Source organism: Marinobacter sp. EhC06 (assembly GCF_001650915.1).
GTDB lineage: Bacteria > Pseudomonadota > Gammaproteobacteria > Pseudomonadales > Oleiphilaceae > Marinobacter.
The window spans coordinates 59,213-82,753 of record NZ_LXYO01000011.1 but is presented as its reverse complement, the minus strand read 5'-3'; the positions used below and the strand labels follow the sequence as shown (position 1 = coordinate 82,753).

25 protein-coding genes are annotated in these 23,541 nt (G+C 58.2%); 12 read left to right on the top strand and 13 right to left on the bottom strand.

All coding sequences use genetic code 11. The features are described 5' to 3' along the window. Positions 1 to 42 precede the first annotated feature (42 nt). The gene (locus A8B84_RS06165) at positions 43 to 246 is read left to right on the top strand and encodes a DUF3185 family protein (protein WP_064227802.1); all 204 of its coding nucleotides are present in this window, start codon (positions 43 to 45) and stop codon (positions 244 to 246) included. Positions 247 to 259: 13 nt separating this feature from the next. Here the strand turns inward: A8B84_RS06165 and A8B84_RS06160 are convergent, their stop codons facing one another. Then, positions 260 to 652 (bottom strand): DUF2784 domain-containing protein, encoded by a 393-nt coding sequence (locus A8B84_RS06160; protein ID WP_064227801.1) that lies wholly within the window; start codon positions 650 to 652, stop codon positions 260 to 262. A 95-nt stretch (positions 653 to 747) separates the two neighbouring features. On the opposite strand from A8B84_RS06160, the gene A8B84_RS06155 reads away from it, so the two are divergent. After that, positions 748 to 1,491 (top strand): hypothetical protein, encoded by a 744-nt coding sequence (locus A8B84_RS06155; RefSeq protein WP_064227800.1) that lies wholly within the window; start codon positions 748 to 750, stop codon positions 1,489 to 1,491. On the opposite strand, the gene A8B84_RS06150 is transcribed toward A8B84_RS06155, so the two are convergent. After that, a complete protein-coding gene (locus A8B84_RS06150) occupies positions 1,488 to 2,516 on the bottom strand; it encodes a GGDEF domain-containing protein (RefSeq protein ID WP_161487079.1) in 1,029 nt (342 codons plus the stop codon). The two genes, A8B84_RS06155 and A8B84_RS06150, sit on opposite strands and share 4 nt — an antisense overlap. A gap of 345 nt (positions 2,517 to 2,861) precedes the next feature. Here A8B84_RS06150 and A8B84_RS06145 point away from each other — a divergent pair, with 345 nt between their 5' ends. After that, complete coding sequence (locus A8B84_RS06145; protein WP_064227798.1) at positions 2,862 to 5,432, top strand: GcvT family protein; 2,571 nt, start codon at positions 2,862 to 2,864, stop codon at positions 5,430 to 5,432. 117 nt (positions 5,433 to 5,549) lie between these two features. Then, a complete protein-coding gene (locus A8B84_RS06140) occupies positions 5,550 to 6,674 on the top strand; it encodes a GlxA family transcriptional regulator (RefSeq protein WP_064227797.1) in 1,125 nt (374 codons plus the stop codon). 8 nt (positions 6,675 to 6,682) lie between these two features. Here the strand turns inward: A8B84_RS06140 and A8B84_RS06135 are convergent, their stop codons facing one another. The 6 genes from A8B84_RS06135 to A8B84_RS06110 form a co-directional block, all read right to left on the bottom strand. Beyond that, a complete protein-coding gene (locus A8B84_RS06135) occupies positions 6,683 to 8,419 on the bottom strand; it encodes a formate--tetrahydrofolate ligase (RefSeq protein WP_064227796.1) in 1,737 nt (578 codons plus the stop codon). Further along, complete coding sequence (locus A8B84_RS06130) at positions 8,416 to 9,330, bottom strand: methylenetetrahydrofolate reductase (protein WP_064227795.1); 915 nt, start codon at positions 9,328 to 9,330, stop codon at positions 8,416 to 8,418. The genes A8B84_RS06135 and A8B84_RS06130 overlap by 4 nt, the downstream gene beginning before the upstream one ends. Before the next feature lie 66 nt (positions 9,331 to 9,396). Continuing rightward, positions 9,397 to 10,758 carry a glycine cleavage T C-terminal barrel domain-containing protein gene (locus tag A8B84_RS06125; RefSeq protein WP_064227794.1) on the bottom strand — a complete coding sequence of 454 codons (1,362 nt, stop codon included), beginning with the start codon at positions 10,756 to 10,758 and terminating at the stop codon, positions 9,397 to 9,399. A gap of 116 nt (positions 10,759 to 10,874) precedes the next feature. Next, the gene (locus A8B84_RS06120) at positions 10,875 to 11,330 is read right to left on the bottom strand and encodes a DUF4112 domain-containing protein (RefSeq protein WP_064227793.1); all 456 of its coding nucleotides are present in this window, start codon (positions 11,328 to 11,330) and stop codon (positions 10,875 to 10,877) included. A 20-nt stretch (positions 11,331 to 11,350) separates the two neighbouring features. Beyond that, positions 11,351 to 11,998 carry a DsbA family oxidoreductase gene (locus tag A8B84_RS06115; protein ID WP_064227792.1) on the bottom strand — a complete coding sequence of 216 codons (648 nt, stop codon included), beginning with the start codon at positions 11,996 to 11,998 and terminating at the stop codon, positions 11,351 to 11,353. 57 nt (positions 11,999 to 12,055) lie between these two features. After that, positions 12,056 to 12,919 carry a LysR substrate-binding domain-containing protein gene (locus tag A8B84_RS06110; RefSeq protein ID WP_064227791.1) on the bottom strand — a complete coding sequence of 288 codons (864 nt, stop codon included), beginning with the start codon at positions 12,917 to 12,919 and terminating at the stop codon, positions 12,056 to 12,058. Between the two features lie 112 nt (positions 12,920 to 13,031). On the opposite strand from A8B84_RS06110, the gene A8B84_RS06105 reads away from it, so the two are divergent. The 3 genes from A8B84_RS06105 to tenA are packed head-to-tail and all read left to right on the top strand — an operon-like array spanning position 13,032 to position 14,898. After that, positions 13,032 to 13,934: a DMT family transporter gene (locus A8B84_RS06105; RefSeq protein ID WP_064227790.1), complete on the top strand. Its 903-nt coding sequence runs from the start codon at positions 13,032 to 13,034 to the stop codon at positions 13,932 to 13,934. 58 nt (positions 13,935 to 13,992) lie between these two features. Beyond that, positions 13,993 to 14,205: a hypothetical protein gene (locus tag A8B84_RS06100; protein WP_064227789.1), complete on the top strand. Its 213-nt coding sequence runs from the start codon at positions 13,993 to 13,995 to the stop codon at positions 14,203 to 14,205. Positions 14,206 to 14,229: 24 nt separating this feature from the next. Beyond that, positions 14,230 to 14,898 carry a thiaminase II gene (gene tenA, locus A8B84_RS06095; protein WP_064227788.1) on the top strand — a complete coding sequence of 223 codons (669 nt, stop codon included), beginning with the start codon at positions 14,230 to 14,232 and terminating at the stop codon, positions 14,896 to 14,898. A gap of 40 nt (positions 14,899 to 14,938) precedes the next feature. On the opposite strand, the gene A8B84_RS06090 is transcribed toward tenA, so the two are convergent. Beyond that, entirely contained in the window at positions 14,939 to 15,295 is a 357-nt protein-coding gene (locus tag A8B84_RS06090) for an NADAR family protein (protein WP_264753889.1), read from the bottom strand. 218 nt (positions 15,296 to 15,513) lie between these two features. Continuing rightward, positions 15,514 to 16,206: a monofunctional biosynthetic peptidoglycan transglycosylase gene (gene mtgA, locus A8B84_RS06085; protein WP_064227787.1), complete on the bottom strand. Its 693-nt coding sequence runs from the start codon at positions 16,204 to 16,206 to the stop codon at positions 15,514 to 15,516. A 110-nt stretch (positions 16,207 to 16,316) separates the two neighbouring features. Between mtgA and A8B84_RS06080 the strand changes: the two genes are divergently transcribed. The 4 genes from A8B84_RS06080 (at position 16,317) to A8B84_RS06065 (ending at position 20,648) form a co-directional block, all read left to right on the top strand. After that, positions 16,317 to 16,646, top strand: a complete 330-nt coding sequence (locus tag A8B84_RS06080) for a 2OG-Fe(II) oxygenase (RefSeq protein WP_064227786.1) — start codon at positions 16,317 to 16,319, stop codon at positions 16,644 to 16,646. After that, positions 16,643 to 17,860: a polyhydroxyalkanoate depolymerase gene (locus A8B84_RS06075; RefSeq protein ID WP_064227785.1), complete on the top strand. Its 1,218-nt coding sequence runs from the start codon at positions 16,643 to 16,645 to the stop codon at positions 17,858 to 17,860. Before A8B84_RS06080 ends, A8B84_RS06075 begins: the two co-directional genes overlap by 4 nt. 108 nt (positions 17,861 to 17,968) lie before the next feature. After that, positions 17,969 to 18,712, top strand: coding sequence for a 3-oxoacyl-[acyl-carrier-protein] reductase (gene fabG, locus A8B84_RS06070; protein ID WP_064227784.1), 744 nt, complete (start codon positions 17,969 to 17,971; stop codon positions 18,710 to 18,712). A 25-nt stretch (positions 18,713 to 18,737) separates the two neighbouring features. Then, positions 18,738 to 20,648 carry a PHA/PHB synthase family protein gene (locus A8B84_RS06065; RefSeq protein ID WP_064227783.1) on the top strand — a complete coding sequence of 637 codons (1,911 nt, stop codon included), beginning with the start codon at positions 18,738 to 18,740 and terminating at the stop codon, positions 20,646 to 20,648. On the opposite strand, the gene A8B84_RS06060 is transcribed toward A8B84_RS06065, so the two are convergent. Further along, positions 20,626 to 21,108, bottom strand: coding sequence for a DnaJ domain-containing protein (locus A8B84_RS06060; RefSeq protein WP_413772183.1), 483 nt, complete (start codon positions 21,106 to 21,108; stop codon positions 20,626 to 20,628). The two genes, A8B84_RS06065 and A8B84_RS06060, sit on opposite strands and share 23 nt — an antisense overlap. 283 nt (positions 21,109 to 21,391) lie before the next feature. Beyond that, entirely contained in the window at positions 21,392 to 22,087 is a 696-nt protein-coding gene (locus A8B84_RS06055; protein ID WP_064227781.1) for a hypothetical protein, read from the bottom strand. Positions 22,088 to 22,178: 91 nt separating this feature from the next. Between A8B84_RS06055 and A8B84_RS06050 the strand changes: the two genes are divergently transcribed. Continuing rightward, positions 22,179 to 23,051, top strand: coding sequence for a hypothetical protein (locus tag A8B84_RS06050; RefSeq protein ID WP_064227780.1), 873 nt, complete (start codon positions 22,179 to 22,181; stop codon positions 23,049 to 23,051). A 35-nt stretch (positions 23,052 to 23,086) separates the two neighbouring features. On the opposite strand, the gene A8B84_RS06045 is transcribed toward A8B84_RS06050, so the two are convergent. After that, positions 23,087 to 23,515, bottom strand: a complete 429-nt coding sequence (locus tag A8B84_RS06045) for an organic hydroperoxide resistance protein (RefSeq protein ID WP_064227779.1) — start codon at positions 23,513 to 23,515, stop codon at positions 23,087 to 23,089. Positions 23,516 to 23,541: the final 26 nt, after the last annotated feature.

Sequence of the window (23,541 nt, the reverse complement as noted above, 5' to 3'; positions counted from 1 at the left end):
CGAGGCACGCTGAATGGCAGTGCCAATCATAAGGAGAATTCAATGGGAAGTTCCAAACTGGTCGGCATTGTTTTATTGGTCATTGGTATTGGGCTGCTCTACTTCGGCTACCAATCAACACAGTCCCTGGGAAACCAGCTTACCGAGACGGTCACAGGCCGATTTACCGACGACACCATGTGGTATCTGATCGGCGGGGCCGCCGCGGCTGCAGCGGGTGTTTTCCTGACATTTTTCAAGAAATAACCCTGCCTGTTTTTCATCTCTGGGGCCTGACCAGAAACCAACTGGCCAGGACCAGCGCGCCGAACACCGTGTAAGCCAGAATAAACACCCAGTCCGGAGCGCTGTAGTAGAGGATGGACTGCAGCCAGTACTGGATGAACGATCCCTCATAGCCTGCCTCCCCGGCCTTAGCCCGAAGCGCCATTTCCCAGCTCGTAAGCGGGCACAACAAGCCCAGCCAGGATTGCAGAACCACAACAGCAATAACCGCCAGGTGGCTCAGGCGGAACCAGAAATTGCGCACCCACCGCCAATTCAGCAAATAGCCAGCGAAGGTCGCCACCAGCCCCAGGATGACGAAGGCCACCAGTATCGTGTGCAGGATCAGGAGCGCATCAGCAAAGATCAGTAACCATTGGCTGTCCATCGCTACTCTCCATCACTACTCTCCAAAGACTGCTGACTTGCCAGTTTTGGTCTATTGTACAGGCACGTCAATCTCTGCCAGTGAGGGAGCGTTCTATGAGCCACACCCCGCCTCCAGCCAGACTCGGGTTCCTCTACCCGGGCCATGCGGCCGAAGACGATTATCCCCTGATGGGCTCCATGATAGAGCCCCCGGCGCAGGTAACCCTCATCCACACCGAATTCCTGGAGGACGCCCATACCGTTGAAGCCCTCACAGAGATGGGCAGCGTCAGCCGGCTTTCAAAAGGTGCAGAAGCGCTGGCTGGCTCAGGGATTGAATCGGTTATGTGGACCTCCACCAGCGCCAGTTTTGTGCTCGGCCTCGACGGTATTCGCCAGCAGATCGATACGCTCGAGAAGCTGCTGGGTGTACCGGCTTCGACAACGGCAATGGCATTCGCCAGAGCGGTGAAAGCTATTGACGCCAAACGAGTGGCCATTGCTGCCACCTACCCGGAGGAGGTCGCTCAGCGATTCCGGGCATTCCTGAATCATTTCGACATAGAGGTGGTGCACCTGGCCAGCCGCGGCATCATCACAGCTGCGGAAGTCGGTCTGCTTGAGAAAGACGCAGTTATCGAATTCGCCCTGGCTAACGTCAGGGAAGAGGCCGACGCCCTGCTGATGCCAGACACAGCGCTCCACTCTTCAGCCTGGCTCACCGATCTGGAGCAGGCAATCGGGCAGCCGATACTGACCGCTAATCAGGTCAGTTTCTGGGAGGCTTTGCGACTGTGCAGCAAGCTCACTCCCCAGTCGGGACTGGGCACTCTGTTCGAACACATGCCCGAGGATTAGGCCATTACGTATCGGGCGCGGCCCTGTTTTTTCGCGCAATACAGGGCTTCGTCGGCCCTTCGGATCATGTCGTCAATTGAATCGAACTCGTTGGCCAGGCCCTGACAGACCCCGATGGAGCAGCTGAGCACCTTGCTATCCGGGCTGTCCTCGTTTGGCACAGCACTCTCCTGCCATTGCTTCAGAACCTCCGCAGCAAGCAGCTCAAACCGGTCGGCATGCTCGCCCTCAATCACAGCCATGAACTCCTCGCCACCATAGCGTCCGAGGATATCTGTCTGCCGTTTGAATACCTGCCTCATGATGTCCGCCTGCAGACGAATAGCTCGATCGCCCTCCTGGTGGCCATAGCGATCGTTAAACTGCTTGAAATGATCCAGATCCATCATGAACACGGCGAGTCGCTGATTGGAACGCCGCTGCAAGGAAAACAGGCGCTCCGATTCACTCATCAATGCTCGCCGGTTGAATAACTCCGTGAGACCATCTTCGGTACTCAGCCCAATCAACTGCTCGTTGGCATCCTCGAGCTTCCCCAGCAATCGATCAATCCTGTGCCTGCCAATCACACCGACAAACAGTGAACCAACCACGAACCCGGCATTCATCCAGGTTCGCTCACCGTAGACCGAATCCAGCAGCATCAAACCGACAAAGCCGAGGGAACTGATCAGCATCGCGGTTAACGCGTAATAGAATTTCATTCCGAAAACAAAGAAACCGAAGAAGGCATACAGCAGCGTGCCCTCGTAGGGAAAACTGAATGCCGCCTGTTCCCAGGCCACATGGATGAGGTAGTAATTGGCATAGGTGATGCTCAGAACGGTCGCCAGGAAGGCCGTTTGTGCGAAACGGAGAAATTGCGGTGCGAAGGTGAAAGCAAGCAAGCCAGCAAGAATCGGAAGTTGAATTAGGGCTCTGCTGGTGATGTAGGAGCCCGCCAGTTCAGGCGGAATCAACTGAAGGTCACCAATCATGAACAAAGAGATCAGAATGCCGCCAACCACGATGGAGAGTCGCAGCATAAGCATGTCGCGTGGGGATACGGTATTTGATTCAACCGAAGGGGTCGGCATAAAAAGAGCTCACAACGCACTTTATTCCCTGTACATGCCGAATCTAAACAAATTCTCGCCCTGACCACCAGTAAATATGCGGATCAAAAGAGGTACTACTTGTACAGTTTTGATCCAGGCCTCACTCGAAAATCAGAATTTCCACCATTCGACTGGCCGAGTCTCTGCCGCTTTTAGACGGCTCGGTGTCGTATTGGATTTACCTGCCATCAGCAATTAGAGCCACATTGATTAAAGGCCCTGCCCGAAATGCGGCAGCGCGGTGGCATTCAATGCAGGTAGAGGGGATCCAAAATGGCACAACTACCGAAACGGGCAAAAGTCGTAATCATTGGCCAGGGCGGTATCGTTGGCTCGTCGGTAGCGCACCACCTGATCGAGCAAGGCTGGGATGACATCGTGGGTCTTGAAAAATCCGCGATTCCCTCGGATATCGGTTCAACGTCCCACGCATCGGATTTCTGCTTCACCACCTCCCACGACAAGCTGAACATATACACCACCAAATACAGCCAGGCGTTTTATGAAAAACGCGGCAATTACGTGAAATGCGGTGGCATGGAAGTGGCCCGGTCTGACGACGACGAGCGAATGGACGAGCTTCGTCGCAAGGTGGGTTCCGGAAAAGCGTTCGGCACCAATGTCAGCATGATCTCGCCCAAACAGGCAAAGGAGCTGTTTCCATTGCTGGATGAAAGTCAGATTCAGGGCGCGATGTGGGACCCGGATGCCGGGTTGGTGGTGCCCCGGTCCCAGAGTGTTGCTGGCGACCTGGTGGAAGAAGCCGTGGCCACCGGCAAACTTCAGGCCTTTGCCTATACGCCGGCCATCCGCATTGATGTCCAGGACGGACAGGTGCGTGGCGTTGAAACCCACAAGGGCTACATTGAGACTGAATACGTCGTGCTCTCCATGGGCATCTGGGGGCCCCTGATGGCCAACACCGCCAACTCACCATTGCCACTGATGCCACTGGAGCATCCCTTGCTGTTTTTCGGCCCCTACGAAGAGCTCAATGGCACCGGCAAGCAGATTGTCTATCCCCTGTTCCGCGACCAGGGCAATTCCGCCTATGTCCGGGACACCGGCGACCCGACCACCACCGAAGGCGGCCGTATCGAGTGGGGCTATTACGAAGCGGAGAACCCGCGGCTGGTCTACCCCGGCGCCATTGCGGAGCCCGGTGACGCGCGGATGTCCCCCTCAATGCGGGATCTTTCACTGGACCAGGTCATGGATGCCTACGAAAAGGCCATTGAGATGACGCCAATCCTCGGCGAACTGGGGTGGGAGGAGAAACACTCTTTCAACGGGCTGCTGTCCGTCACACCGGATGGCGGTTCACTCATGGGCGAATCCCCGGAAGTCCGTAATCTGTGGTTCTGCGAGGCGGTCTGGGTGAAGGACGGCCCGGGAGCGGGCAAGGTACTGGCCGACTGGATGACCCACGGCTCCCCGCAAATGGATCCCCACAGTATCGACATTGCGCGTCATTACCCGCTGCAGAAAACCCCGGACTACGTGTATAACCGCTGCTACGAGACCGCCAAAAAGATCTACACCCCGGCGGTTCACCCCCGTGAGCCGTACCTTACCGGTCGCAAGATGCGAACCAGCCCTTTCTACCTGCGGGAAGTGGGTCTGGGTGCTTACTTCATGGAGGCCGCAGGCTGGGAGCGTGCTCACGGTTATGCAGCCAACGAGTCCACCCTGCTGGCGAAATATCGCGACCGGATCCCGGTGCGGGAACACGAATGGGACGCCAGACACTTCTGGGAGGTATCAAACGCTGAACAGCTTGAGATGAGCGAATCCGTGGGCATGATCAATCTCTCGCACTTCGCCATCTTCGACATTTCCGGTGACAACGCGGAAGCGCTGCTGGAATATCTGTCGGTTGCCAAAGTCGGCGGTACCACGCCCAACGGCAAAGGTGTCTACACTCATTTCCTCGACGAGCGCGGGGGCGTGCGTTCCGACCTGACCATCATTCGGCGGGGCGCGCAAGGCTATCGGGTCGTCTGCGGCGGCGACACCGGCCACCGGGACTATTGCTGGATCACCCGTATGGCCCGGGAGAAGGGGCTGGACAACATCCAGGTGCATGACCGCACCGACGAGCTGGCGACCCTTGGCCTCTGGGGACCAAAGGCCCGGGAGACATTGGCCCAGTTCGTGACCGACCCGGACCAGTTGTCCGCGGACAATTTCCCGTTTGCCACCGCCCGGGAACTGAACATTCGAGGGGTCCCGGTCTGGGCCTTCCGGATTTCCTACGTGGGCGAGCAGGGCTGGGAGCTCTATTTCCCGTTCAGTTATGGCCTGAGAATCTGGGACTTGCTCTACGATGCGGGCGTTACGCCGGTGGGCATTGAAACCTACGCCAATACCCGTCGCCTGGAGAAGAGCCTGCGACTGCAGAACGTGGACCTGGAAACGGAATACAATCTCTACGAAGCCGGTTTGCAACGGCCCAAGGTCAAGGAAGCCGATTTTCACGGCAAGGCCGCGTATCTGGAGCAGCGGGAGTGGCCACGGCAATCGGCCTACCTGTGCACCATGACCATGACCGAGCACCGGGATGCCAACGGCATTCTGCGCTACCCGGTTGGCCAATGGCCGATTCTGGACCCACAAACCGGTGAAGTGCTGGTGGATAGCCACGGTCGCCGCTCTTACAACACCAGTGTGGCGTGGGGGCCCTCAGTAGGGAAGATCATTCTGCTGGGTTACATCCCCGCCGAGTATGCCCAGGAAGGGCGTGAGCTCACCCTGGAATACTTCCAGGAGCACTACCCTATCCGAATCGAAGCGGTGGGTTACCGGGCACTGTTTGATCCGGATAACGAGCGGGTCAAATCCTGATCATTTATTGCACGATTTAGGTGCAACAGCTAGTGTTCAGGTAGTGGTGGTGGTCAGTACAGGCAATCCCGGTGCTGGCCGTTGCGACTGGCCCAGACAGGGCAAAGGGGGTTGTTTATGACCACTGATACCGGTTCGCAAACAGACAAGCCCGTCCAGCAGCCCTATCGGGTCGGCTTCCTTCTGATCGACAACTTCACCCTGATTGCCCTTGCCACTGCGGTGGAACCTCTCAGAATGGCCAACCAATTGGCGGGCACCGAACTCTATTCCTGGAAATTGCTTACTGCCGAGGGCGATTACGCCCGCGCCAGTGACGGCATCACCATGGTGCCGGATGCCTCAATTCAGGAAGAGCACAGCTTCGATCTGGTCATCGTGGTTGCCGGAATTGACGTCACCCGCAGTTTCTCACGCCGGGAGGTCCAATGGCTGAAACAGATGGCCCGGCAGCATGTCCTGCTTGGCGCTGTCTGTACCGGCCCCTATGTGCTGGCCAGTGCCGGCCTGCTCGACGGCTACGCCTGCAGTGCCCACTGGGAATGCCTGGAAGCCATGCAGGAAGACTTTCCCCGGGTTCAGACCAACAACCGCCTGTTTACGGTAGAGCGTGAACGCATGACCTGCACCGGAGGCACCGTGCCAATGCACATGATGCTCAGCTTCCTGGCACGGCGGCATGGTCAGGAGCTCAGCAATGCCATCTCCCACATGTTTGTCTGCGACCGGGTCAGGGAGGAGAGTGAGCAACAGCCCATGCCCATGCATCCGGGCCTGGCCCGGGCGCAACCCAAGCTGGCGGAGGCTGCCCAGCTGATGGAATCCAATATCGAAGAGCCGATCGAACTGCAGGAACTGGCGACTCTGGCCGGCATATCACGCCGTCAACTGGAGCGGCTGTTCCTGAAGCACATGGGGTGCACGCCGTCGCGCTATTACCTCAGGGTGCGACTGAACCGTGCCCGTCGGTTGCTGAAGCAGACCTCCTGTTCCATCGTGGAGATTGCCTCTATGTGCGGCTTCGTTTCCGCCACCCACTTCAGCCGTTGTTATCGCAAGACAATGGGGCGCGCGCCCAAGTATGAACGAATGGAAGTCTTTACTCCGGCCAGGGCCGACGGCCTCCTGACCGAAACCATGGCCAGTTTGCCGTCGTCATCACTGCAAGCCCTGAAGCGGGCCAGAACCGAGCCCACTTACGGAACCTTTGAGGATTCCCCGGGGCATACTGTCCCAGGTTAAACCCAGTCTCAGGTTAACCCCACCACAAGGCCATTTTCATCCAGCGCGATGTCCAGGGCGGCAGGGCGCCGTGGCAGCCCCGGCATGGTCATAATATCGCCACAGACCGCCACCACGAACCCGGCTCCCGCCGCCAGGCGCACTTCTCTCACCGGCAACATATGCCCGGACGGCGCGCCCTTCACCGACGAGTCCACCGAGAAGCTGTACTGGGTCTTGGCGATGCACACCGGCAGGTGGCCAAAGCCCAGGCTTTCGTATTCTTCCAGCTGTCGTTTGGCGACCGTTGTGAACTCCACACTTCCGGCATGGTAGATACGGGTGGCAATCGTGCGAATCTTGTCCGCCAGGGGCAGGCTGTCTTCATAGAGGAATTTCACCTCCGGTTCGCCCTCATCCATCTGGTCCAGCACCGCCTGGGCCAGCTCAGTGGCGCCTTCACCACCGGTTGCCCAGTGATCCGCGGGCACTGCCCGCACGCCCAGCTCCTCGCTGATGGACTGGACCAGCGCCATCTCCTCCTCGGTGTCATCCGGGAAACGGTTGATGCACACCACCGGGGTCAGGCCAAACTGCTGCAGATTGCGGATATGCCGCTCAAGGTTGGCGGCCCCTTTTCGCAGCGCTGCCAGGTCGGCAATCCCCAGTTGGCTGCGGGGAATACCGCCCTGCATTTTGAGAGCCCGAATGGTACAGACCACTACGGCGGCATCCGGGCGCAATCCCGTGTGCCGGCACTTGATATCAATAAATTTCTCCGCGCCCAGGTCGGCGCCAAAACCGGCCTCGGTAACCACCACGTCATTCAGGGCCAGCGCAGCCCGGGTTGCGGTGACGGAATTGCAGCCATGGGCAATATTGGCAAAGGGGCCGCCATGGATAAACACCGGATTGTGCTCCAGGCTCTGCACCAGGTTTGGCTGCAGGGCTTCTTTCAGCAGAACGGTGAGTGAACCCTCGACACCCAGATCACGAACGGTTACCGGCGACATGTCCGAACGCCGTCCAACGATGATATTTCCCAATCGCTGCTTCAGGTCCGCCCGGCCATCCGCCAGGCAAAGGATGGCCATGATTTCCGATGACACAGTGATGTCGAACCCGGTCTCACGGGGCACGCCGTGTGCCGCCCCGCCCAGGCCACAGACCATGTTTCGCAGCGACCGGTCGGTTATATCCATGACTCTGCGCCAGCTTATGTAACGCGGATCCAGCCCGGCCTCATTGCCCCAGTGAATGTGGTTATCAATCAGTGACGCCAGCAGGTTATGAGCACTGGTGATGGCGTGGAAGTCGCCATTGAAATGCAGATTGATGTCTTCCATCGGGATCACCTGAGCCCGGCCTCCGCCGGCAGCACCACCCTTCATGCCAAAGCAGGGCCCCAGGGACGGCTCCCGCAGACACACGGAGGAACGCACACCCAGCCGGTTGAAGCCATCATTCAGCCCTACACTGGTGGTGGTCTTACCCTCCCCCGCCGGGGTTGGCGTAATGGCCGTCACCAGTACCAGCTTGCCTCTGGGTGCCGAGTCGGACGTATCCACGTAGGCCATGTCCAGCTTTGCCTTGTAATGGCCAAAGGGCACCAGACTCTCCGCCGGCAACCCGAAACGCTGCTGGGCCAACAGAAGGATAGACTGTGGCTGAACCGAACGGGCAATCTCGATATCCGGAGTGCCCGGCGGCGGAAACTCGGACGGCGCTGGCGTGTCGGGTGTCAGTTTACTGTACTGAAGACTCATGGCACTGCCTCCCTGTTGGTCTCAAAGGACCCACTGTGCTCCCGAATCCATTGCGCTGACTGGCGCAGGCCTCCGAACGGAAACAGATGAATGCCCCGCAGCAAAGTCTCCGGATTTTCCAGGCAATACTGCACCAGTGCCCGGACCATATCGTCGGGTTTCCAGGCACCCAGCATCCGGGCACTGCCAGGGCGACGAAGCAGCATACGTGCGGATGCGCCTACCCCGCACATAGCTGCGTAAGCGATAAGCGTTTTAACCCGGGTTGGGCCCGCCATGCCGATATAGACGGGCACCTCTTCCAGAATATTGCCCAGCCCTTGCAGCCAGTCGATCACCACCTCAGCGTCGAAGGTGAACTGGGTGACCACCCAGAGCCTGGTAGCGGTCGTACGGGCGTATTCACGCTTGACGCTCAATGCCTGAGCCAGGGTTGCCCGATCCGCCATAGGATGGCCGTCCGGATGAGCCGCAACACCGATACCGTGGAACCGGAACTGCGCCAACAATCCCGATTCGAGCACGGCTAAAGTGTCGGGAAACGGCCCGGCCACCGCATCGCTGTCGCCCGCGATCAGCAGCAGACGGTCTACCCCGCTTTCATCTAATTGGGCCAACCAGTCCCGCAACTGCCCCCGGCTCTGGGCCATTCGGGCGGGCACATGCGGCACTGGCTGCATACCCAGATCCAGCAGACGACGGGAAGCTTCCAGCGTGTCACTGAACTGCCCCTTTGGCAGGAAGGGCACGTACACGCAGGTGCCTGCCGGCAGAAGATCCGGCAAATGTTCTGTCGTCAGGATCTGGCGGGGTGTGGCCTCGATGGATGCCGAGCGCACCAGATCACGAAACCTTGCTGCCGCCTCGTCATCGGGCCGATTGAACGCCTGTCTCTCGCTAACCAGTGTCATAAACCGCGCACCCCATTGCCAACGGTGTTTACCCGACAGCTGCTATCGCCGGTTCCTGCCGTTCGGTTAATCGGCGAAGTCGATCCCCTTGGCCCGGGCTCTTTCGCGGGCGTTGGGATTCACCGAAGGCCGGAAGGGCACTTCCACCACTTCCGCCTCTACAGCGGTTGAGCCATCCGCGGCGGCATATTCCACAGGAAGATGCACAGTCAGCCGCGTGCCCACAGCCCGAAGGTCAAACGGCACATACGCCAGCGCGATGTTGGTCTCAAGCTCCGGGGAGTACCAGGGGGAGGTAACATAGCCCTCCGCTTCGCCGCCGTCCGGGCGGCTGATCAGCCAGAAATCGTTGGAGTAGTCGGTCACCTGGCCGCCGCCAAAACGAATGCCCACCATGATGTGGCTGAAAGGCGGGCGACCGGCGTCCAATTGCTCACGGACCTGCTCAAGCTTTTGCTTGCCGATGTAATCGGCCTCCTTGTTGCGCGGCACCTGGTACGCCAGGTTGCACTGGAACGGCAGGGTTTCCTGATCCACATCCTGGCCCCAGGACAGAATGCCCGCGGCAATCCGGCGATGGTGGGCGGGCGCTATGACCCGAAGGTTGTGGGGCTCGCCCGCGGCAAGCACGGTGTACCAGAGGTCCTCGGCGTATTTGGTCGCATCCTTGAGGTAAATCTCGTACCCCTTCTCTCCGGTAAAGCCGGTCTGGGACACGATCACGTCGTGGCCGGCCACCTGGCCTTCCATCAAGCCGTAGTAAGGAATGTCCCGGACGGCGTCGCCAAACAGGTCCGCCATCAGGGCTTCAGACTTGGGCCCCTGAATCTGCACGGGCGCCACATCGATTTCCGCAATGGTGACATTGAATCCCATGCCAACGTTTACGCCCCGCATCCACAGCTCAAGATCACTGTCGGAGAGCGAAAACCAGAACTCGTCCTCGGCGACCCGCAGCAGAACAGGATCATTGATGATGCCACCCTCTTCATTGCAGAGGATGACGTATTTGCCACGCATGGGCTTGATCTTGGTAGCATCCCGGGTGATCACGTAATTCACGAACCGCTCGGCATCCGGGCCTTTAACCTGGATCTGACGCTCAACCGCCACGTTCCACATGGTGACGTCGTGGATCAGCGACTCGTACTCCAGCATGGCGCCGCCGTCTTCCGGGCGGACATAACCCCGGGGGTGGTACATACGGTTGTAGACCGTCGCGCGCCAGCAGCCCGCCTCATAGGCCAGATGCCAGTAAGGTGACTTGCGGACCCGAGTGGAAATCAGCATCTCCACCGGCGTGGGTCCAGATTGGCGCAGGTTGATGGGAACGCGTCGATCAGACTGGTCGACGCTGTCGGGCTGGCGTGCCGCACCGGCCCGTTGTTGTGGATAATCCAGAAGTGCTTGCTCGAATTTAACAGCCATTGCTATCTCCCCCTTCCCGGGTTGTCGATAGCCCTAATGTGGCCCTCTTTGATCTTTTCGGAAGGAACCAATACGACACTGAGTCGACTAAAAACGTCAGAGTGACCGCAGCCGCTCTAAAGGATCAGCGTCAAGCCACCGGTAACAACAGCGAACAGCACGGACAACCAGATTACGGTCATCCAGGGGAAAGGCGGAGGAGGCGGTTCAATCGCCAACTCTTTTTCCAGGTAGTTTCTGAGCAAGCGGGTGTTGCGGGTATTGGCTTTGTATACCGCGTCAAAGCCATCACCTATTACCGGCAGCAGGCCACCCAGGAAATCAATGCCCATGTTGCGCAGCATGCGAAGCTTAACGGCCTTGCTGGCGCCCGCTCTCTGCGCTTCCACCAACACGTAGCCGGCCAGCACCAGGCCCACGGCATCTCCCACCACGGGCAACAAGCCAATAACTGCCTCCGCACCTATCCTTACATTGGTAAACGGAATAGCAATATTGCTATCGGTGAACCGGCTGAATTTGTCCAGCCGCTCGAGAATGGCCCGCTGACGGGCTTCGGAAGGTTTCGGCATTTCTTCTCCAGTTCAGGCGCTCACTCAGGTTTTGCGCTGATTTCCTCGAACGCCTGTACCAGGGTATCGGGTTCCTGGGCGCCGGAGATCAGGTATTTCCCGTTCACGATGAATGCCGGCACCGCAGAAACGCCGGCCCGCTGATAGGTAGCTTCGTCCTCCCGGACCACGTCGGCAAATTCATCAGAATCCAGAATTTGCTTAGCCTTGTCGCGATCCAGCCCAAGGCTCTCGACGCAGCCCAGTAACACGTTCGGGTCTGAAACATCCTCTGCCTTTCCGAAATAAGCCTCGAACAGCGCCTGCTTCATCTCCGTCTGTTTGCCCTGCTCAGCAGCCCACTTGACCAGCCGATGGGCATCGAAGGTGTTGCAGGTGAAACGCTCCTGCATTTTCTCAAAATTGAGGCCCAAATCCTTCGCAATCGTCATCATCTGGTTTTGGGTAGCGCGCATCTCATCCTCGCTCCGGCCGTACTTGCGGGCCAGAGCCGGCAGTATGGGCTCACCCTCACCCGTATGATCCGGGTTCAGTTCAAAGGCATGCCATTGGAGGCCAAATTCGTACTCAGACGCCAACTGTTTCATGGCCTGCTCCAGGCGGGCGTAGCCAATGGCACACCAGGGGCAGGCGATGTCGGAAACAATGTCGATGTTGATCGTTTTCATGGCATATCCCGTTCATTGCATTTAGACACGATATTGTCAGCCTAACACGGAGACAGATCAGCCATCTCCCGCCAGATGCTCCCGGATCAGCTCCGCCATCTGCCGTGCAGGTTCAGTCGGGCGGCCCGGTGGCCGGTGCAGGGCCATCTCGATGGACTGCAGGGCCGGCATACCGCTTCGTTCGTCCAGAACCCGCAACTGGGGTGTGAGCATATCGCGGGTTACCGGTACCACCGCCAATCCGGCCACTACCACCGGCATCAGCCCCGTCATCGACTGACTTGAGTAGGCCAGGCGCCACTGCCGACCCGCAGAAAACAGCGCCTGCTCCGCCACCTCCCTGAACACATCAGCGCCCGGCGAGTAGAGCGCAAGCGGGATGGGATCTGTGAGGGACGGCTGTTTCTCGGCGCCCACGGCCCACACCAGTGGCTCCCGGCGAATCACCTCGCCCCCGGGAGAACGGGTCTGGCGTGTTACAACCGCCAGATCCAGCTCACCGGCCTGCACCTGCTGAAGCAGCCTGACACTCGACCCGCAGATAACCTGCAGCTGAACCGCCGGAAACAACTGGCTGAAATGGGAAAGAACGGAGGTCAGCAAAAACGCATAGTCTTCCGGGATACCCAGGCTCAGCTGCCCTGAAACCTGCCTCTGCCGAAGCGAATCCAATGCCTCATTGTTCAGGGCCAGCATCTTCCGGGCATAACCGATCAGCTGCTCGCCCTCCGCGGTAAACCGTATCCGCCGCCCTTCCCGCTCGTGGAGGGGCACCTCCAGCAGAGACTCCAGGCGATGCAGCTGCATGCTGACAGTTGATTGGGTATAAGCAAGCCGGTCTGCCGCCGCGGTAACCGTACCGGTGTCGGCAATCGCCACCAGCGTTTGCAGCACGTTCAGATCAAGAATCCTGGGACGCAAATCATCAACTCCTGTGATGCTTTGTATCAAAAACCGTTGTTTTTGTGATCTTTAATCCGAGTATATCCTCCCACTGTCAGATCGCAACACACCGGCTAAAGGAGGACTGCCCATGAGGATTCTTGACGCGACCATCGGTCTGCCAAACATCCTGAGCATCATCGCGGCTCTGGCTGCCGTGGTGCTGTGGGCCGTCGCACCTCTGCTGGTGGATGCAGCGCGCTCCATCCCTCCGTTTCAACTTACAACCATCGCCCTGATCAGTGGCGCCCTCGCGGTGCTGCCCATGAGTTTCCGGGGGCGCGAAGCGCGCAGATCTGTGAAAGTGTCCTGGCAATGGAAACTGGTGATTTTCGGTCTTGTGCCTTTGCTGGTACTGGGGGCGGTCGGCGCGTATCTGGCCGGCCTGGGCATGGCGCCCACCGCAGAGGCGTCTCTGATCACCTATACCTGGCCGGTTATGTTTATCCTGATCAGCCAGTGGGCTTTCCATCGGCGGATCGCCCTCCCGGTTGTTGCGGGGGCACTGATTGCCTTTTCCGGGGCGGCTTTGCTGCTGGGCCCGGAGGCCCTGAGTAATGGTTTCTCAGGCAATCTGACTGGTTACGGATTGGCTCTTCTGGCCGGGGGCTGCTGGGCCCTGTACTCGTGGATCTGCCAGGCAACACCTGTTGCGATCGCTCCGGTAATGCCCGGCCTGTTCCTTCTGGCAGGCGCCGGAGCAGCAGCCGCAGACACCGTATCCGGCACTGCCCATGCGCTGCCTTCAGGAACCGCGCTGGCCGCTGGCGTCGCCCTGGGCCTGGGGCCATACGGACTGGCCATGGTGGCCTGGGATCTGGCCCTTCGGAAGGGGCCTACAGCCCTGGTGGGAAGCCTCGCCTATGCGGTGCCCGTGCTGGCCGCTCTTTTCCTGGTACTGGCCGGGATTGCCGCGCCAGACTGGCGGCTTCCGCTGGCTGCGATACTCGTGGTTCTGGGTTCGCTGGTGGCATCCAGCCGTCGGCGGGCCTGAACCTGAAGACTTGCGTATACTCCTCCTGTGAAACTCAAATCGCACGAGGAGTATGCCAATGGCCGACGAAGATACGCTCACCGCCCTGAAAACCGCCTTTACCTTCATGCCCCAGCCGGTCGAGATCAACCGGTTTGAATACGGGGATGATGCTGACAGAATCCTGGCCCAGGTACATTTTGTGCGGGAAATACTGATCAGTCACGGCATTGATCCGGAAGAAGTCTCCGGTGAAATCAACCCGGACTCGTCACCCAATTCCTGCTACTGAGCCTACCGCACTTCAGGAGAGCGCATGCCTTATCAGTTCGAAGACCTGAAAAAGAGCTGCCAAAACGAATGGCAGGCCTACATCGAGCACAGCTTCGTAAAGCAACTCGGTAATGCGACATTAGCGCCCGAGGCGTTCCAGCATTACCTGAAGCAGGACTACCTGTTCCTGATCCAGTTTGCCCGTGCCTTTGCTCTTGCAGCCTATAAAAGCCCGACACTGTCGGACCTTCGCCAGGCCAAGGAGGGTTTGCAGGCCATCGTGGATGTGGAGCTGGATCTGCACGTCAGCTACTGCAAGGAGTGGGGCATTTCCGAACAAGAGCTGGCCGACCTGCCGGAAGCCCGCGCCACGCTGGCCTACACGCGCTATGTTCTGGATACCGGCAACCGTGGTGATCTGCTGGACCTCCACGTCGCCCTGTCGCCATGCATGGTGGGCTACGGTGAAATCGCCAACTGGCTGAACAGCCGGTCGGAAACGATTCGGGGTGAAAACAACCCCTACGATGCCTGGATCGCCATGTACGAAAGCGAAGAGTTCCAGGACGCTATGCAGGCAGAGATCAGCTGGCTCAACGAGCGACTGGCCGAAGCCTCCCCTGCCCGCTTCAAGGAACTAACCCGGATTTTCAGCGACGCCACCCGGCTTGAGATCGATTTCTGGGAAATGGGCCTGAAGCAGAGCGATTGACCTGCACTACTGGTGTGGCAGGTGGCGCGCAGGTTGAAGCTCAATCCTGCGCTGCCCGCTCCTCCCGCAACCTGGCCCGCACATTCATCAACACTTTCCCATAACGATTTTCGCCCCGCCGATCCCGGCCACAGCCCCAGAAATAATCGAAATTGCTGTTTTCAACGATTTTCGTCTCGCCGGTATCCAGCAGAGCCTCCGCCAGCTCGGGATGGGTTCGGCAGCGCACGTAGATCCCCCGTGTCATAACGGTTTCGCGCACCTGCTTCCAGTCCCGCCGCAGGCTCTTGTGGCGTTTGCGCCCAAGCTTTCCGGCCTTTCCAGGCGTATCGGCGTTGCGCACCTTTTCCTGGCGGTTATCGTCGGTAAACTTCATGCCCTGGAAATAGTGTTCCACGGTTGGCCAGATCTTGCCTTCCAACTCAAATTATAGGGAGCATGGGTGCCCAGCGGGTTTTCCGGGTCGGTTCGTGACATGAACAGATCGTTCTCGCCGTTGTCGTCGGGGAAGAGAGACATTCGTGCAATCCTTTAAAAATAAGTGGTCCTGCAATACCCCTAGTATCAACGAGTCCGCGCCAGGGGTCACGCCAATAAATCTGCTCATCTGCAAGACTAGAGATCTCGCAGGTATCCAGCACCCAGCTGTGCAATCTGGCCCCGAATCCAGGCCACTCGCTCCAACACATACGACGATGGCGAATTGACCCGCAGGACTTTCGGATTCGGGAGTACGGCCGCGAGCAGCGCGGCCTGGTACTCGGTGAGGTGACGGGCAGGCTTGCCGAAGTAGGCCTGACTGGCGGCTTCAACACCATAAATACCGGGACCGAACTCAGCGATATTCAGATAGACTTCAAGGATCCGCTGTTTTGACCAAAAGCCGTCTATAACAAGCGCCAATCCCGCCTCAATCGTCTTGCGGATAAAGCTACGCCCGTTCCAGAGAAAGAGGTTCTTGGCCGTTTGCTGGGTGATGGTGCTCGCCCCTCGAAGCCCCTCGCCCGCCCTGTATTCGGACAAAGCCTGGCGAATGGCTTCAAAATCCACGCCCACATGATGCGGGAATCGCTGATCCTCGCTGGCAACCACTGCCAGGGGCATCCAGGGTGAGATCTCGCGCATGGGCACCCATTCCTGAGCGAGGGATTTGCCCGTGCTTTGAATCTGATAGCCCAGCATGAAGGCCGACGTGGGTGGATTTACAAACCGGAACATCAGAACCACCAACAGGATCAGCACGATAGCGCCAGCGCATAGCAGCAAAAACCATCGCAAAAGCTTGCGACCACCTGATGCTCTGGTCATCAGTTCAAATCCTCATCTTTGTATGAGCAAGTTCCCGGCCATAATTGACCAACGCGCAGCATAGCGCGCAAACTGCTGCTAGTGACTCTGCAAGAGCGTATGCCACTACCATGCCTGCAAAAGTAAGAACCCGGATTCTCTTTAATTCCAGACGCCTGAATATATACCTGGTCCGATATCCAGAAGGCCACAAGGTAGGGCCGCACGTGGACATGATTTCCGAGGGCCGGCTCTACAAACTCAATTGGGTTCTGGCCAAACCCAAAGCCGGTGGCGAATTCATCTGCGACAAGAACATTTTCAACCTTTTTGGAAGATTGTATCTGTTTCGCCCGGATCTTTATCAGCATCGGGTATCAAAGATCGAGCGCGGAAATCGATGGCTGTTAAGTTTTGCGTTGACTTCCGGACTCCATAACTCAAGCAGGACAGTATCATGATGTATTTTGCCCATGAAATGAGCCGCGCTGCGCTGATGCCCTTGCGCATGATGACAGACACACAGAGCAAATTGCTCAGGCATCCTCTCAGCCCCCTGTCCCGCTTGCCGGGCGCTCGCAGTATTGCTTCGGCCTACGGTGTGTTCGGCGATCTGACTCGACGCTACCCGAAACCGGCCTTCAATCTGCACACAACAGTGTGCGATGGGGAGGAGGTCGACATCACTGAAGTCATCGTCAAACGCAAACCCTTTGCCCAACTCAAGCATTTCCAGCGCAGCGTATCCCGCCCCGATGACCCGAAACTCCTGATCGTTGCGCCCTTGTCCGGGCACTTTGCCTCACTGCTGCGTGGCACTGTGAAGGAAATGCTGCCAGACCACGACGTCTACATCACCGACTGGCGCGATGCCTGCCGAGTCCCTCTGTCCGCTGGCGATTTTGGACTGGACGACTATATCGACTATGTAATCGATTTTATTGAACAGCTTGGGCCAGACACCCATGTATTGGCAGTTTGCCAGCCCGTAGTGCCGGTGCTCGCAGCCACCGCCCTCATGGCCGAAGATAAAAACCCGGCGACACCGCGCTCGCTGGCCCTCATGAGCGGCCCCATCGACGGACGCATTGATCCCACCGCACCCTGCGAACTGGCCACCAAACACAATCTCGCCTGGTTCCGGCGCAACCTGGTTCACCCGGTACCCGCGCCCTATCCAGGAGCCATGCGGAAAGTTTATCCCGGCTTTCTGCAACTGACCGGGTTCGTGAACATGAACTTCGACCGCCACGTTGATGCCTACCGGGGCCTGTTCAAGTCCATGCGTGACAAGGAAGTCGAAAAGATCAGACGTCATCGTGAATTCTATGACGAATACCTCGCGGTCATGGATCTTCCGGCCACCTATTACCTGGACACTATCCAGCGTGTCTTCCAAGAATTTCACCTTGCCCGGGGCTGCTTCATGCACCGGGGCCGAAAAGTGAATCCGGCGGCTATCGAAAAAACAGCACTGATGACGATTGAAGGCGAGAAGGACGACATTTCCAGCCCCGGGCAGACCCGCGCTGCTCACGACCTATGCGTGAATATTCCGGACGCCAGACGGCTGCACCACCTGCAAGAGGGGGTTGGCCACTACGGTGTCTTCAACGGCAGCCAATGGCGCGGATCCATTGCGCCGCGACTAAAGACATTCATTCGCAATGCGTGACAGGCGTCACATTTTCTTGTCGCGATTCAGGTGCTCTGCTAGCTTGAATGAGGTGATCAATAATAAGGAATAACAATCAGAGCGGACTACCGCTCCAGGGAGGGTTTCATGCAGGATCTCAAGGGCAAGGTCGCCCTGGTAACCGGTGCCTCACGCGGTATCGGTCGTCACATCGCACTGCAACTTGCTCAACGCGGCGCCGACGTCGCCATCAACTACCGCTCCCGCCAGTCCGAAGGAGAAGAGGTTGCCAGGGAAATTGAGGCAACTGGCGTCCGGGCACTTTCCTTCAAAGCAGACCTGTCCAAAATGCCGGAAGCGCGCAGCCTGGTCCGTCAGGTTCAGGATCAGTGGGGCCGCATAGACATCCTGGTGAACAACGCCGGCATCACCAAAGACAAATCCATGAAAAAGCTTACCGACGACGATTGGAACGACGTCCTCGACACCAACCTGGGCAGCGTCTACGCCACCTGCTCCGAAGTATTGAAGATCATGATGGATCAGAAATACGGTCGCATCATCAACATCACTTCCTTTGTCGGGCAGGCCGGCAACTTCGGGCAAGCCAACTACGCGGCCAGTAAGGGCGGCATTATCGCGTTTACCAAGACCCTCGCACTGGAAATGGCCAAGTACAACATTACGGTCAACGCCATTGCCCCGGGCTTCACAGAAACCGAAATGCTGGCTCAGGTTCCAGAGAACATCCGCGAACAGATCATTGCCCGGGTTCCCATGGGCCGGTTTGGCAAACCGGAGGAAATTGCCCGCGCCGTGGTTTTTCTGGCCGCAGAGGGGGATTACATTACCGGCCAGCAGATCAACGTTAACGGCGGCGTTTACATGTAACACGTGAAAGGCAGAAGGCGAAAAAATGGCTGATAAACCAATAAAAAAGCAATCAACGCCTGACTTCGAACCCAATGTGGTAAGCCGCTCTCTGGCACGAGTGGGTGTCCATGGTGGCCACCTGCTCAAGCGCTCCATAATGCGCCGTTTGCGCGGTGGCCCGCCGAATCCGGCCAGCGTCGGGAGCATGACAAAACCCTTTGTCACCCTGACCGGCAAACTTGCAACCCAGCCTGACACGCTTCTCTTTGCGCAGATGCGACTGCTAAAGGACACCAGTCTGTTCTGGTCTGGCCTGCTGGCCAGCGGTATAGGCAAGAAACCATTGACTGTAGCCGAGCCGGAGCCCGGCGACGGCCGCTTCCGGGATCAGGCCTGGAACGACGTCATAGCCTTCAACGCCGTCAAGCAGGCCTACTTACTGTCAACTCGCTGGGTTATGGACACTATTGACGATGTCCGGGATATGGACGAACACGATAGACAGAAAGTCCGTTTTTTCACCAGCCAGATGACCGATGCCCTCGCCCCGCGCAACTTCATTCTGAGCAATCCGGAAGTATTACGCACAACCGTCAAGACACGGGGAATGAACCTGCTGCGAGGCCTGGCAAATCTGCTTCGCGATCTGGACGAAGGCAAGGGCCCCATGCCTTTCCGCATGTCCGACCCGGACGCCTTCGAGGTGGGGGACAACCTTGCCAACACACCCGGCGACGTGGTGTTCCAGAACGATCTGATGCAACTCATCCAATACCGGCCGACCACCGAGACCGTCCATCGCCGGCCTTTGCTGGTGATACCGCCCTGGATCAACAAGTACTACATCCTCGATCTTGGCGAGAAAAAATCCTTCATTCGTTATTGGGTGGAACAGGGGCACACCGTGTTTGTGGTTTCCTGGGTGAATCCCGGTCCAGAGCTGGCACACAAAACCTTTGAGGATTACATGCTCGAAGGTCCGGTTGCCGCCATGGAAGCCATTGAGCAAGCGACGGGTGAGCGAGAAATCAATACTGTCGGCTACTGCATCGGCGGCACCCTGCTGGGTTGCACTCTGGCCTGGCTGGCTGCTCGCGGGGATGATCGCGTAAAAAGCGCGACGTTTCTTAACAGCATGATGGATTTCTCGGACGTCGGAGATCTGGCTGTCTTCATCGACGAGGACTCAATCGCCAAAATCGAGAAGGCCATGAACAAACAGGGCTATCTTGAGGGCGCCTCCATGGCAACGGCTTTCAACATGCTGCGGGCCAACAGCCTGATATGGTCGTTTTTCGTCAATAATTACCTTCTCGGCCGCGACACGGCCCCCTTTGACCTGCTGTACTGGAACTCGGACGCCACTCGCATGCCAGCGGCCATGCACAGTTTTTACCTGCGCAACATGTATCTGAACAACCGGCTGCGTGAACCCGGTGGCATTTCCCTGGCGGGCACGCCGATCGACTTGAGAAAGGTGAAGATTCCCAGCTACTTCGCATCCGCCATTGAGGACCACATCGCACCCTGGGTCTCCTGCTACAAAGGCGCAAGTAACCTGGGCGGCCCACTGCGTTTTGTGCTTGGCGGCTCAGGACACATCGCTGGCATCATCAATCCGCCCGAGAAGAAGAAGTACGGTTATCGCCTGAACGAAGACAACCCATCCAACCCGGAGGAATGGCTGAAAGGTGCCGAGCAGTTCGAAGGTTCCTGGTGGCCAGACTGGGTAGCCTGGGCTGAACAGTTCAGTGGCGGCCAAGTGAGTGCACGCACTCCCGGAGAGGGCAATCTGCCCCTGATAGAGCCCGCACCGGGAGCCTACCTGCGCAACGAGCCGGCACCGCCAACCCCGGCAGCCCGGAAGCGGCGGCAACCGCCACAAAAGAAATCGGCGTCTGATAAGCAGAAGGCCACATCATCCGAGAAAGTCAGCCCAACAGGCACTCTTTAGCCTCATTGATACGTGCCGCCAGATAATTGCTGCCACCATGGTCCGGGTGCAGCTTCTGCATCATCCGCCGATGGGCTTTGATGATTTCTTCTCGACTTGCCCCCGGCTCGAGCCCCAGAATGTCTAGCGCTTCGCTCTCGTTAAGCGGGCCGCTAGTATTGCCATTATCGCCCGACTGATCGTTTTCAGAGGCAGCAGCATCGTCTGCTCGCCAGGAGTCTCCGAACCGGCGATCCAGGTAGGTTTCAAGGAGGCGGGCGGAATCCTCATCCTGGCCGCGGCAATAGCGTAGTAGTTCAAGGAACTCGGTTTCGCTCAAGTCTGCCAGCTCTCTCCCTTCCATCGGGCCTTTGATGATTTTGCCGCTCATGGTTCCTGAGTCGTGGTCCAGAGTCATTTCCAGAATATCGCTGGACACATGGGACTGGTTGCCAGATTTGGCCTTGGTACCACCCGCCATACCACCAAGCCCTCCGCGCAACAGGGAGGGCAGCAAGCGACGCAACAGTGGATAAAGAAATGCCAGCCCTGCGAACAGGAAATGCAGGCGGCCGGTCGCAGCCAGCAACACCACTACGCCGATACCCGCCAACAAAGCAAGCTTGAGAATGGCGGCATTGCGCTGGCTGGCCGGCTGGTTACGCAACCAGATCCAGGCAACAACCGCAACAACGATGGCAACAAGCGTTAATGGCACTCGGTTACTCCGGGCTTACAGGCCCCTCAGTGGATGTCTAGCAGCGCTACCGGATCTGCTTGGTCAGGCGCTTCACTTCAGGAGAGCTACGGCTGGAAAAGTCCTGCAACGCCTTCGCTCCCCCGGAAGCATAGACCGCAACCGCCGCCATAAGATCCTTCAGAACCTGAGGACTGTTACGATCGAATGGCGCGTATGCGCCTCCAGACAGCTTGCTCACCTGCTGGAAGACCGCTCTGGCATGGGCATCGTTGCCCTCGTGGAACATAAACACCGGCGTGCGCAGCATGCCCAACTCCCCGGCGGTATGGCAAAGCTCATCCACCGGTTCCTCGCAGCAATCTCCGATAAACACCACCGCCTTGACCGGCTTTGCGCGGGTCTCCTTCACCGCATGGGCCAATACCCGGCTGATCTGGGTACGGCCGCCCAGGCAGGAAACGCCGTTCATCAGGTTCAGCAGTTGGCCGGTCTCGGTCACAAACCCCGTGGCCTTGAACTCGCCAAAGCCTCGATAGTAACAGAGCTGAATGGCCAGCCCGCCCAGATCGCGGGTTGCCATAAACAGCTCGCACTGCAGATGGCAGGCCTGGTCCCAGGTTGCTTCCCGGCTTGCGGTCGCGTCCAGCGCGAAAATCAGCCGCCCCCGCCCGCCGCCCTGTTTAGGCAGCGTGCGAACCTCGTTGATGAACTGATCGATCGCCTGTTTGTCGGATCGGGTGCGTAACTCTTTGTCGGACATAGGCTCCTGAAAATCGCAGCGACTGAAGAATCTGACGCTAAAATAGTAGGGCATAGATCGCGCAATTCACAGGCTTGGCAAGAGGCAACGCATGGTGAAATCAGGGCGCTGTTATCGAATCAGGCGTTTGGCCACATCCCGGTTTATCCTTCTGGCCCCGCTTCTTTTCGTCTCTCTCGCGCTGCCATGCGTGGTGCAGGCCTCAAACAACGTTTACCTGCTCTATCGGCAATGGCAGCCCTACGATTGGCCGGAGAATCAGCCATCTGCCAACGAGGTGACCCGTTTGCAGCGCGGGCTCGGCTGGCAAAAACAGGGCTCTGCCGGCACTTTCGGTATCGATTACGATTACCAGCCACTACGCATCCGCACCGGCGACCCGGCCCACAACGGGCACCTGCATCGGTTAACCTTCGGTGGTGAATGGCAGCATCAGCTTTACCGCCTGGAAGCACAGGCCGGCATTGCCGGCACCTCCAACATGTTCAAGTACCAAGACTTCCACAGTGATATGATAAACGGCCGTATGGCCCTGTTCCGGGCCCTGGATGAGACCAGCGACCTCAGCTTCGGCATCGGCGGTGACCATCGCTTCGGATCTTTCCGATGGCTTCCCAGGGTACGCTGGCAACAGAGCAACGAACGTGGGCACTGGTTGTTCGATCTGCCGGTTTTGATCCAATGGCAAAGCCCCGTGCAGCTTTGGGAGTTTCGGGTAGAGCGAAACGGAGATCGATGGGCCACGCTGGATAAGGCCAGGGAAATTGAAAGCGCGCTCTATTTAGAAGAGTGGAGAACAGAACTGACGTACCGGATTCACGACGGAGGCGGAGCCTGGCCGGCAGTGGTTGTTGGCGTAGGCGCCAGTGTGGATACCCGTGTCCGGTATGAGGACCTGAACACGGGCACGGTGGATCTGAGCCTGGGTGAGGCGCTGCTGGCCAGCCTCAGGCTCGATTGGTAGATCCAGAAGCAGAGCCTGACTCTACCAACCGGGTATCAGTCCACCCGGTTCAGTGTTACATCAATGTTGCCACGGGTTGCGTTGGAGTAAGGGCAAACCTTGTGAGCTTCATCGATCAGCTTCTTGGCCTCGGCATCATCCATACCGGGCAGGCTGATGCGCAGTTCCACCTCGATGCCAAACCCATTGGGAATCTGGCCAATGCCAACAACACCTTCGATGGAAGCATCTTCCGGCATCTTAAGCTTGTCACGACCGGCTACAAACTTCATCGCGCCGATGAAGCAGGCAGAGTAACCTGCGGCAAACAGCTGCTCCGGGTTGGTTCCCTTGCCTCCGGCACCGCCCATTTCTTTCGGCGTTGCCAGCTCGACATCGAGAATACCGTCTGAAGAAATGGCCCGGCCGTCACGACCACCGGTTGCTTCTGCATGGGCTCTATACAACACTTGTTCGATAGACATAACGCTTTCCTCTCTGCTTTGGATTT